Origin of the sequence: Streptomyces roseochromogenus subsp. oscitans DS 12.976, from assembly GCF_000497445.1 — a bacterium.
GTDB lineage: Bacteria > Actinomycetota > Actinomycetes > Streptomycetales > Streptomycetaceae > Streptomyces > Streptomyces oscitans.
This window is the reverse complement of the sequence record NZ_CM002285.1, coordinates 2,684,898-2,695,886: the sequence shown is the minus strand read 5'-3', so window position 1 is coordinate 2,695,886 and position 10,989 is coordinate 2,684,898. Positions and strand designations below refer to the sequence as shown.

The 10,989-nt window shown below is 71.0% G+C and carries 10 protein-coding genes and 1 pseudogene; 8 read left to right on the top strand and 3 right to left on the bottom strand.

From position 1 onward, the window contains the following. Positions 1 to 1,133 (bottom strand): annotated as a pseudogene (locus tag M878_RS61455) (tetratricopeptide repeat protein); the annotation flags it as partial. Next, on the bottom strand, positions 1,133 to 2,998 hold the full coding sequence (locus tag M878_RS61450) for an HSP90 family protein (RefSeq protein ID WP_023546497.1): 1,866 nt from the start codon (positions 2,996 to 2,998) through the stop codon (positions 1,133 to 1,135). The pseudogene M878_RS61455 and the gene M878_RS61450, both read right to left, overlap by 1 nt. A 221-nt stretch (positions 2,999 to 3,219) precedes the next feature. On the opposite strand from M878_RS61450, the gene recG reads away from it, so the two are divergent. The 8 genes from recG to mutM all read left to right on the top strand — a co-directional run bounded on the left by recG (position 3,220) and on the right by mutM (position 10,545). Further along, positions 3,220 to 5,442, top strand: coding sequence for an ATP-dependent DNA helicase RecG (gene recG, locus M878_RS61445; RefSeq protein WP_023546496.1), 2,223 nt, complete (start codon positions 3,220 to 3,222; stop codon positions 5,440 to 5,442). Positions 5,443 to 5,551: 109 nt separating this feature from the next. After that, the gene (gene rsmD, locus M878_RS61440) at positions 5,552 to 6,139 is read left to right on the top strand and encodes a 16S rRNA (guanine(966)-N(2))-methyltransferase RsmD (RefSeq protein WP_023546495.1); all 588 of its coding nucleotides are present in this window, start codon (positions 5,552 to 5,554) and stop codon (positions 6,137 to 6,139) included. A gap of 26 nt (positions 6,140 to 6,165) precedes the next feature. Further along, on the top strand, positions 6,166 to 6,645 hold the full coding sequence (gene coaD / locus M878_RS61435) for a pantetheine-phosphate adenylyltransferase (protein WP_023546494.1): 480 nt from the start codon (positions 6,166 to 6,168) through the stop codon (positions 6,643 to 6,645). A gap of 57 nt (positions 6,646 to 6,702) precedes the next feature. Next, on the top strand, positions 6,703 to 7,779 hold the full coding sequence (locus M878_RS61430) for a F0F1 ATP synthase subunit B (RefSeq protein ID WP_023546493.1): 1,077 nt from the start codon (positions 6,703 to 6,705) through the stop codon (positions 7,777 to 7,779). Between the two features lie 151 nt (positions 7,780 to 7,930). After that, positions 7,931 to 8,581: a YceD family protein gene (locus M878_RS61425; RefSeq protein WP_023546492.1), complete on the top strand. Its 651-nt coding sequence runs from the start codon at positions 7,931 to 7,933 to the stop codon at positions 8,579 to 8,581. A 2-nt stretch (positions 8,582 to 8,583) separates the two neighbouring features. Then, positions 8,584 to 8,757: a 50S ribosomal protein L32 gene (gene rpmF, locus M878_RS61420; protein WP_003951102.1), complete on the top strand. Its 174-nt coding sequence runs from the start codon at positions 8,584 to 8,586 to the stop codon at positions 8,755 to 8,757. Positions 8,758 to 8,776: 19 nt separating this feature from the next. Beyond that, positions 8,777 to 9,592: a ribonuclease III gene (gene rnc, locus M878_RS61415; protein ID WP_023546491.1), complete on the top strand. Its 816-nt coding sequence runs from the start codon at positions 8,777 to 8,779 to the stop codon at positions 9,590 to 9,592. Positions 9,593 to 9,684: 92 nt separating this feature from the next. Then, positions 9,685 to 10,545, top strand: a complete 861-nt coding sequence (mutM, locus tag M878_RS61410; RefSeq protein WP_023546490.1) for a bifunctional DNA-formamidopyrimidine glycosylase/DNA-(apurinic or apyrimidinic site) lyase — start codon at positions 9,685 to 9,687, stop codon at positions 10,543 to 10,545. Here the strand turns inward: mutM and M878_RS61405 are convergent. Then, positions 10,518 to 10,928: a winged helix-turn-helix transcriptional regulator gene (locus tag M878_RS61405; protein ID WP_023546489.1), complete on the bottom strand. Its 411-nt coding sequence runs from the start codon at positions 10,926 to 10,928 to the stop codon at positions 10,518 to 10,520. The genes mutM and M878_RS61405 overlap by 28 nt on opposite strands. Positions 10,929 to 10,989 lie beyond the last annotated feature (61 nt).

Below are 10,989 nucleotides of genomic sequence, written 5' to 3'. Positions count from 1 at the left end.
AGCGGCAGCCGGTCCGTCAGCGGCCGCTGCGCCATGCGCGCGCGTGTCCGCTCGCCGGCATACGACGTGCCGTTGCGCCGGTCGAACCGCTCGGCCAGCTCCAGCGCCTCCTCGCGCGCGTGCCCGGCGAGTTCCCCCGCGGTCCAGGACCGCCCGGCCGGCCCCGGGACCCGCTGTCCGGCGAGTCCCAGCCCGGTCAGCCGGTCCATCAGCAGCGCCACCACGGCCAGGAAGTCCAGCCGGCTGCGCGGATGCCCGGTGTCCGTGAAGTACGCCGGCCGTTCGGCGAGCAGCTCCAGGCCGCGCGCCTCGTTGCCGGTCAGCGCGCAGAACTCCACATGGTCGGCGTAGGCGCCGCGCATCGACTCCATCGGGCGTACGAGGCGGAAGCCCCGCAGATGGTGGGCGCGCGCCTCGTCCACGCGCCCCAGGCGCAGCAGCGGGGCCAGCGAGGAGGCCAGCACGGTGTGCGGCTCATGCGCGCAGGCGAACTCGCCCTCCAGCACCGGCCGCCACAGTTCCAGCGCCTCGGCGTCCCGGCCGCGCGTGACCTGCCAGATGCCCTGCGCATGCAGCTCGCACGCGTGGCAGTCGGCCATCGCGTCCCGGTCCGAGGCGAGCCACGCCGCGTACGCCCGCTCCGCGCGCGCCACGTCCCCGATGTGCTCGGCCACGCTGAACTCGGCACTGTGCACGGCCCGTTCGGAGTACCCGGCGAGCCGGTAGCGGTGCGCCATCTCGCCGAGCCACTTCTCGATCGAGGCGAGCGGGATGTGCGGCTGGTCCAGCATGCCCGCCGACATCCACTTGAAGACCCAGTGCAGCGAGTGCGCCTCGTACTCGTCGAAGTCCTCCGGATGTTCGTCCCACATGCGCAGCAGCCGCGCGAACGGGACGAACATCTTGTCCTTCTCGGAGCTGTAGTTGTAGACCTTCAGCTGGTGTCCGAGCGCCTCGATCACGGCGAGCGGGATGTTCAGCCGCTCGGCCTCGGCGAGCAGCTGCTCCGCGCGCGCGTTGCGGGCCGGGCCCTCCGGCTGCTCGGCGTTCTCCGCCAGCGCCCGGCGCAGCGCGTCGAAGTCCGTGCTCCCGTCGCCCCCGTCGCTCCCGTCGATTCCGTCGATTTGTCCCATCAGCGATCGCCCTCCCCATGCGCGGACTCGCCGTGTGTGGACTCGCCGTGTGTGGCCCATTCCAGGAGGCCGATGAACGCCCGGTTCAGCAGCGCCGAGTCGGCCGGCCGGAGCGGGCGCTGCGCCATCAGCAGGGCCTGCCCGTACAGCGACTCGGTGGCGGTGCCGATCAGTTCCCGGTCCTTCAGCGAACCGATGCGCCGGATCAGCGGGTTGAGATGGTTGAGCACCAGACGCGCGCGTGGCGCGCTGCCGCGCAGCGAGCCCAGGATGCCCGCCCACAGGTCGTCGGCCTGCTCCTCGGCCGCCGCGCGCGCCTGCTCGTGCCGGGCGGCCCGGTCGTCCAGATGCAGCGCGGGCACCGACAACGGGTGGAAGGCGCGCAGTACGACGTCGCAGTTCAACGGGTCGAGCCGGGCCCGCGCGGCCGCCAGGAAGCCGGTCAGGGCCAGCTCCTCGCCCGGGTCGACCGCGTCCAGGTGCGCGGTCACGGTGTCCGCGTCCAGCTCGGCGACGACCGTCCCCGGCCGCACCGCCGGCAGCGCCTCGACCAGCTCGCTGTCGTACGTGTAGCCGCCGTTGACGACCCCGACGCCCTGCGCCGAGGCGATCGGCGCGACCTGCCGGTACTCCTCGACGGTCCGCGTGAAGTGCACCACCGGGTGCCGCTGCGCGAACTCCTCCAGGGACAGCTGCCCGTCGGTGGTCTCGAACGGCAGCCAGGGCAGCATTGTGCGCAGCATGCCGCGGTCGTGCCGGGCGAGGGACTTCACGCCCAGGTGGTGCACGGCGAGGAAGGCCGTCAGCCGTTCGGGATCACCGGCGGCGAGCCCCGTGAGCCACGAACGAATCCTTGTCCCGAGCGCCTCCCGCACGGCGGCCAGCGTCTCGTCCTCGTACAGCGACTCGCGCGAGGCCGTGGGCCGCAGGCTGTCGGTGTCCAGCACACACCGCACGAAGAACGCCCAGTCGGGGAGCAGCTGTTCGGCCCGCTCGGTCAGCAGCATGCCCTTCAGGTGCACCCGATGGGTCGCCCGCTGGGCGGGGCTCACGGCCGCGGGCAGCACGTACGCCACCCCGCGGATCCCGGCCAGCGGCACGTCCAGGTCGATCGAGTCCAGCGGCGCGAAACCGAACAGCTCGCGACAGTGCCGGGCCAGCGCCGCCCGTCTGCTCACCGGGCTCGGGTACGGCCGGTCCCAGGGCGCGGGCAACTCGGTGACCGGCTCCTCGCCCACCCGGACGTCGTACGGCAGCAGCGCACCGAAGTCGCGGGCCAGGGTCAGCACCCGCTCCGGCGCCAGCCACTCGGCGGCTCCCGCGCGGGCGGTGAGATACACGGTGGTGCCCGGCTCGGGCCGCGCCGAGCCGTCCAGCGTGCGCACGGTGTACGAGCCGTCGTCGCGCGCGATCCACTCCACCGGCGGCGTGCCGGGCGTACGGGCGCTGCGGCTGACCACCCGGATCCGCTCGGCGACCAGGAAACAGGCGAGCAGACCGATGCCGAACTGGCCGAGGAAGCCCGAGCGGGCCTCCTGCAGGCTCTCGGCCCGCTTGGAGCTGCGCCCGATGGTGGCCAGCAGCTCGTGCACGTCCGCCTCGGTGAGGCCGATGCCGCTGTCCTCCACCCGCAGGCCGCCGTCCGCCGGGTGCAGCCGGATCCGCGCCGGGGCGTCCGGCTGTTCGGCGCGCCGCGCGGTGACGGCGTCGACGGCGTTCTGCAGCAGCTCGCGCAGATAGACCCTGGGACTGGAGTAGAGGTGATGGGAGAGCAGGTCCACCAGACCGCGCAGGTCGACCTGGAACGTGTGAGGTGAGTGAGGTGACTGGGATGCCTGGGCTGACTGTGAGGTCTGGGAGTCCATCGTCACTGCGCCGGAGGGGGGAGCGGGTGCGGCGCGGGGTCGGGCGGTCCCGGCGAGGCGGTGACCGCGAAGGATGGCCGGAGCGCGCCATCCTAGAGCCGGATCAGCCCACCTGACCAGGGGTTTCCCGGATGTTAACGGCTGTTCGGCCGAATCCGCAGGGCAGCGCCAGCGTGTTCCGCAGGGCGGCGTCTACGGCATTGTCAGTGCCGTGGTGTGCAATGGATCTCGTGCCCGCACTGGAAGAACCACTGAAGCAGCCACTGAAGTCAGTGCTCGGCCCCGCCACCGCGAAGGTGATGGCCGAGCACCTCGGCCTGCGCACCGTCGGCGACCTCCTCCACCACTACCCGCGCAGATACGAGGAGCGCGGCCAGCTCACCCATCTCGCCGACCTCCCCATGGACGAGCACGTCACAGTGGTCGCCCAGGTGGCCGACGCCCGGCTGCACACCTTCGCCTCCGCCAAGGCCCCCCGCGGCAAGGGCCAGCGCCTGGAGGTCACGATCACCGACGGCAGCGGCCGGCTCCAGCTGGTCTTCTTCGGCAACGGCGTCCACAAACCCCACAAGGAGCTGCTGCCGGGCACACGCGCGATGTTCGCCGGCAAGGTCTCCGTCTTCAACCGCCGCCTCCAACTCGCCCACCCGGCCTACGAGTTGCTGCGAGGCGACAGCGACGAGACGGTCGAGAGCTGGGCCGGCGCGCTGATCCCCATCTACCCCGCCACAGCCAAACTGGAGTCCTGGAAGATCGGCAAGGCGGTCCAGACGGTCCTGCCCACCGCCCAGGAGGCCCTCGACCCGCTGCCGCAGTCCCTCCGCGAGGGCCGCGCGCTCCTCCCCCTCCCCGAGGCCATCCTCAAGATCCACCGCCCGCACACCAAGGCCGACATCGCGGACGCCCGCGCCCGCCTGAAGTGGGACGAGGCCTTCGTCCTCCAGGTCGCCCTGGCCCGCCGCCGCCACGCGGACGCCCAGCTCCCGGCCGCCCCCCGCCGCCCGAAGCCAGACGGCCTCCTCGCGGCCTTCGACGACCGCCTGCCCTTCACCCTCACCGAGGGCCAGCAGAAGGTCTCCAAGGAGATCTTCGACGACCTCGCCACGGAACACCCGATGCACCGCCTGCTGCAGGGCGAGGTCGGCAGTGGGAAGACCATGGTGGCCCTCCGCGCCATGCTCGCCGTCGTCGACGCCGGCGGGCAGGCGGCCATGCTCGCGCCCACCGAGGTCCTCGCCCAGCAGCACCACCGCTCCATCACCGAGATGATGGGCGAGCTGGCCGAGGGCGGCATGCTGGGCGGTACCGAGCACGCCACCAAGGTCGTGCTGCTCACCGGCTCCATGGGCGCCGCCGCCCGCCGCCAGGCCCTGCTGGACCTGGTCACCGGCGAGGCCGGCATCGTCATCGGCACCCACGCCCTGATCGAGGACAAGATCCAGTTCCATGACCTCGGCCTGGTCGTGGTGGACGAACAGCACCGCTTCGGCGTGGAACAGCGAGACGCCCTGCGCGGCAAGGGAAAGCAGCCTCCCCACCTCCTGGTCATGACGGCCACCCCCATCCCGCGCACGGTCGCCATGACGGTCTTCGGCGACCTGGAGACCTCCGTCCTCGACCAGCTCCCGGCCGGCCGTTCCCCGATCGCCAGCCATGTCGTCCCCGCCGCCGACAAGCCGCACTTCCTCGCCCGCGCCTGGGAGCGGATCCGCGAGGAGGTGGCGAACGGCCATCAGGCGTACGTCGTCTGCCCTCGCATCGGCGACGACATCGATGAGGCCGCCGACCCGAAGAAGGCGAAGAAGTCCCCGGAGGACGAGGCCGAGAAGCGTCCGCCCCTGGCCGTCCTCGACGTGGCGGACCAGCTGGCCAAGGGCCCCCTCCAGAGCCTGAAGGTCGAGGTCCTCCACGGCCGTATGCACCCTGACGACAAGGACGCGGTGATGCGCCGCTTCGCCGCCGGCGAGACGGACGTCCTGGTCGCCACGACCGTGATCGAGGTGGGCGTCAACGTCCCCAACGCCACCGCCATGGTGATCATGGACGCCGACCGCTTCGGTGTCTCCCAGCTCCACCAGCTCCGCGGCCGCGTCGGCCGTGGCTCGGCTCCCGGTCTCTGTCTCCTGGTCTCCGAGATGCCCGAGGCCAGCGCCGCCCGCCAGCGCCTGAACGCCGTCGCCTCCACCCTCGACGGCTTCGAGCTCTCCCGCATCGACCTCGAACAGCGCCGCGAGGGCGACGTTCTCGGCCAGGCCCAGTCCGGCGCCCGCACCAGCCTGCGCGTCCTCGCGGTCATCGAGGACGAGGAGGTCATCGCGGAGGCGAGGGAGGAGGCGGCGGCGGTCGTAGCGGCGGATCCGGAGCTGCAGCAACTTCCCGGCTTGCGTACGGCCTTGGACGCCCTGTTGGACGAGGAGAGGGAGCAGTACTTGGAAAAGGGCTAGAGGTGACCTGCCCGAGGGGCGCGGGGCTGCATGGACCATGCGGCTACCGCCGCGCGGGCGCGACCAGCCACAATGAACGGTAAAGCCGCCCAAGAAGAAGGACCCCACCATGACCCGCGTGATCGCCGGCCGGGCAGGCGGACGGCGCCTCTCAGTACCGCCCGGCACCGGAACCCGGCCGACATCGGACCGCGCACGCGAGGGCCTCTTCTCCACCTGGCAGTCCCTCCTGGGCGGCCCCCTGGACGGCGCACGCGTCCTCGACCTCTACGCCGGCTCCGGCGCCGTGGGCCTGGAGGCTCTGTCCCGGGGCGCGAGCCACACCCTCCTGGTCGAGGCCGACGCCCGCGCAGCCAGAACCGTCCGTGAGAACGTGAAAAACCTGGGCCTGCCCGGCGCAGAGGTAAGAGCGGGCAAAGCGGAACAAGTAATCAAAACCGCGCCCCCCGCCGCACCGTACGACATCGTCTTCCTCGACCCCCCGTACGCCGTCACAGATGACGATCTTCGCGAGATTCTCCTCACACTCCGCTCGTTGGGCTGGATCGCGAAGGACGCGCTGGTCACCGTGGAGCGCAGCACCAGAGGCGGCGCATTCCACTGGCCGGACGGTTTCGAGGCCCTACGGTCCCGTCGCTACGGCGAGGGAACGTTTTGGTACGGTCACGCCGCCGCTACGTGCGAAGACGCACCATGACCGGACCGGAGAGCGAGGGATCACAAGTGCGCCGCGCCGTCTGTCCCGGGTCGTTCGACCCGATCACCAACGGACATCTCGACATCATTGGCCGCGCCTCCCGTCTGTACGACGAGGTCTACGTCGCCGTGATGATCAACAAGGCCAAGAAGGGCCTGTTCGAGATCGAGGAGCGGATCGAGCTGATCCGCGAGGTCACCGCCGACTACGGCAACGTCCGGGTCGAGGCCTTCCACGGCCTCCTCGTCGACTTCTGCAAGCAGCGCGACATCCCCGCCATCGTCAAGGGCCTGCGCGCCGTCAGCGACTTCGACTACGAACTGCAGATGGCGCAGATGAACAACGGCCTCACCGGCGTCGAAACGCTCTTCGTGCCCACCAACCCCACCTACAGCTTCCTCTCCTCCTCCCTGGTCAAGGAGGTCGCGGCCTGGGGCGGCGACGTCTCCCACCTGGTGCCCGCCCCGGTGCTGGAGGCCCTGAACAAGCGCCTGCGCAAGGACTGATGGGGCTACAGTCGTCCCGTCCGTCTCCAACCCGGCTGTAGAGAGTGGCGAGCACAGGTGGACGTGCAGAAGAAGCTCGACGAGATCGTCTCCGCGGTCTCAGGCGCCCGGTCCATGCCCATGTCGGCGTCCTGCGTGATCAACCGCGCCGAGCTGCTCGCGCTGCTGGAAGAGGTGCGCCAGGCCCTGCCCGGCTCCCTCGCGCAGGCGCAGGAGCTGATCGGCGGCCGTGAGCAGATGGTCGAGCAGGCCCGCCAGGAGGCCGAGCGGATCATCGAGAACGCGCATGCCGAGCGCGGTTCGCTGATCTCCGACACCGAGATCGCCCGCCGCTCCCAGGGCGAGGCCGACCGGATCGTCGCCGAGGCCCGCCAGGAGGCCGAGGAGATCCGCGCCGAGGCCGACGACTACGTCGACTCCAAGCTCGCCAACTTCGAGGTCGTCCTCACCAAGACCCTCGGCTCGGTCGGCCGTGGCCGCGAGAAGCTGCTCGGCACCGGCCCCGGCCTGGACGAGAACGGCTACGAGGACGAGGACGCCCCCGAGCGCAGCCACGACCCGGAGACCCTGCGCCACACCGCCGACCAGTACGTCGACGCCAAGCTGGGCGCCTTCGAGGCGGTCCTCGCCAAGACCCTGGAGGCCGTCGGCCGCGGCCGGCAGAAGCTGCACGGCCGGATCGCCACGGACGACCTCGGCGCCCTCGCCGACGACAACACGACATTCCAGCACTCCAGCGACGCCGACTACCTCGCCGACCTCGCCGCCCTCGCGGACCAGGACACCCCGGCCGAGCGCCCGGCCCAGCCGGCGCAGCAACAGCCGCAGCAGCCGTCGTACGAGCCGCAGCCGGCCTACGGCTACGACCAGCAGCAGGAGCCCTACGGGGGCTTCCCGCAGCAGCCCGCCGCCTACGCCCAGCAGGACCCCTACGGCTACCAGCAGGCCGACCCCTATGCCTATCAAGGCGCCTACGACCCCCAGCAGGCCGCCTACGACCCGCAGCAGGTCCAGCAGCAGCCCCACCAGCCCCAGCCGCAGCAGGGCTATGCTCTCGACGAGACCAGCCTCTTCGACACGAGCATGATCAGCGCGGAGCAGCTGCGGGCGTACGAGCAGGGCCGGGGGCTGTGACGCGCGGAAGACTCCGCGCGCTCACCACCGGATTGGGCCGAGAGCGAAAGGTCCAGTATCCTGGCTCTTCGGTCGCGCGTACGTCCGCGATCACCGCTGCCCTCGGCACCGACGGGCGGCGACCCTCCGAGCTCGAAGATCGAAAGCAGGAATGGCTTCCAACGCCCGCCTCGACCACCGCAACCCTCTTGTGTTCGACACACACGAGCTGGGTCGGCGGCCTGGCGCGCTGCAGCGCCTGACCCGCACGATCGACGCTCCCGCCGATCTCGGCATCCAGGGAGTCATCGGAGTGCCGCACGGCGCCCCGGTGGAGCTCGAACTCCGGCTCGAGTCGGTCATGGAAGGGGTGCTCGTCACAGGCACCGCCCGTGCACAGGCCGAGGGGGAGTGCGTAAGGTGTCTGGAGCCGGTCGGGCTGGAGCTCGAAGCGGACTTCCAGGAACTGTTCTCGTACCCTGACGCCGACGACCGGGGCCGCGTGATCGCGGAACCGGGCGACGACGCCGAGGACGACGAGGACAGGTTCTACCTCGAGGACGGACTGTTCGACCTCGAACCTCTGCTGCGCGATGCGGTGGTGCTCGCACTGCCGATGCAGCCGGTGTGCCAGGAAGACTGCCCGGGCCTGTGCTCCGAGTGCGGGGTGCGGCTCGCGGACGACCCGGACCACCATCACGACGCCGTCGACATCCGTTGGGCGGCTTTGCAGGGACTCGCCGGTTCCACGAAGGACGGCGAGAAGGACGAGATGAGCGGCGCCGAAGCGGAAGCGGGCGTCGACGAGAAGCAGGAGAAGTAGCCGTGGCTGTTCCGAAGCGGAAGATGTCGCGCAGCAACACGCGCCACCGCCGGTCGCAGTGGAAGGCTGCGGTCCCCACCCTGGTTGCGTGCGAGCGCTGCCACGAGCCCAAGCAGCAGCACATCGCGTGCCCGTCTTGCGGCACCTACAACAAGCGCCAGGTCCTCGAAGTCTGAGCGGCTGGTGAGAGGCACCGTGTCCACGCCAAAGAAGAACGCAACGGACAACACGGCCTCGTCCCACACGCTTCTGGAAGGGCGGCTCGGCTATCAGGTCGAGTCCGCCCTTCTGGTGCGCGCGCTGACCCACCGTTCGTACGCGTATGAGAACGGCGGTCTGCCGACGAACGAGCGACTGGAGTTCCTCGGGGACTCCGTGCTCGGCCTCGTCGTCACGGACACGCTGTATCGCACCCACCCCGACCTGCCCGAAGGCCAGCTGGCCAAGCTGCGGGCCGCGGTGGTCAACTCGCGTGCGCTGGCGGAGGTCGGCCGCGGCCTCGACCTGGGCTCCTTCATCCGGCTCGGCCGCGGTGAAGAGGGCACGGGCGGCCGGGACAAGGCGTCCATTCTCGCCGACACCCTGGAAGCGGTGATCGGCGCGGTCTATCTCGACCAGGGCCTCGATTCGGCGTCCGAGCTGGTGCACCGGCTCTTCGACCCGCTGATCGAGAAGTCCTCGAACCTCGGAGCCGGCCTGGACTGGAAGACATCCCTCCAGGAGCTGACCGCGACCGAGGGGCTCGGTGTGCCCGAGTACCTCGTCACGGAGACCGGCCCCGACCACGAGAAGACCTTCACTGCTGCCGCCCGCGTCGGAGGCGTCTCGTACGGCACCGGCACCGGCCGCAGCAAGAAGGAGGCGGAGCAGCAGGCTGCCGAGTCCGCCTGGCGGGCCATCAAGGCCGCCGCGGACGAGCGCGCCAAGGCGGCGAAGCAGGCCAAGGAGGCCGTAGCGGCCGTCGAGGCCGCCGCCGGGGGCGGCGAGGCCTCGTCGTCCGCTCCCGCCTGACCCAACAGCAGTACCAGCAGTACCGAGCGCCCGCCCCGCAGTTTCCGACGGGGCGGGCGCTCGCTCATCCACCGCTCTGTACGGGGGTCCCGATGCCCGAGTTGCCCGAGGTCGAGGTCGTCCGGCGCGGCCTCGCGCGCTGGGTCGCGCACCGCACCGTCGCCGAGGTCGAGGTGCTGCACCCGCGCGCCGTGCGCCGGCACCTCGCGGGCGCGGACGACTTCGCGCACCGGCTCAAGGGACACCACATCGGCACGCCCAGCCGCCGTGGCAAGTACCTGTGGCTGCCGCTGGAGGAGACGAACCAGTCCGTCCTCGCCCACCTCGGTATGAGCGGCCAGCTGCTGGTGCAGCCCCATGAGACGCCGGACGAGAAGCACCTGCGCATCCGGGTCCGGTTCGCCGACTCCCTCGGCACCGAACTCCGCTTCGTCGACCAACGCACCTTCGGCGGGCTGTCGTTGCACGACAACACCCCCGACGGCCTGCCCGACGTCATCGCGCACATCGCCCGCGACCCCCTCGATCCGCTGTTCGACGACGAGGCCTTCCACCAGGCGCTGCGCCGCAAGCGGACCACCATCAAGCGGGCCCTGCTGGACCAGTCGCTGATCAGCGGGGTCGGCAACATCTACGCGGACGAGGCGCTGTGGCGCGCCCGCATCCACTACGAGCGCCCGACGGCGAACTTCACCCGCCCGGTCACGGCCGGACTCCTCGGCCACATCCGGGACGTGATGAACGCGGCCCTCGACGTCGGCGGCACCAGCTTCGACAGCCTGTACGTCAACGTGAACGGCGAGTCGGGCTACTTCGACCGCTCCCTGGACGCGTACGGCCGTGAGGGCGAGCCCTGCGGGCGGTGCGGCACGCCGATCCGTCGCCGCCCCTGGATGAACCGGTCCAGTTACTTCTGCCCGAAGTGTCAGAGGGCGCCGCGCGTCTCGTCGTAACGCGCGCGTGCCGCGAGGACGTCGTCCATGGCGCCCTCCACGCAGTGGATGAGCGCCAGCAGACGCTCGGCGACCTGGCGGCCCAGGGGGGTCAGTTCGTAGTCCACGCGCGGCGGGTTGGTCGGCTGTGCCTCGCGGTGCACCAGGCCGTCGCGCTCCAGCGCGTGCAGCGTCTGGGACAGCATCTTCTCGCTCACCCCGTCGACCCGGCGGCGCAGCTCGTTGAAGCGCAGCGAGCCCTCGTACAGCGCGCCGAGCGTCAGTCCGCCCCAGCGGCCCGTGACGTGCTCCAGCGTGCCGCGGGACGGGCAGGCCTTGGCGAAGACGTCGTAGGCGAGGTCGTCGTAGGCCTGGTCGGCGTGGTCCTGGGCGGTGGCGGTCATACCGGCGGTCATGCCCACGAGGATACGCGCGCACAGCGCTAACCACCAGCTTGCACTATCT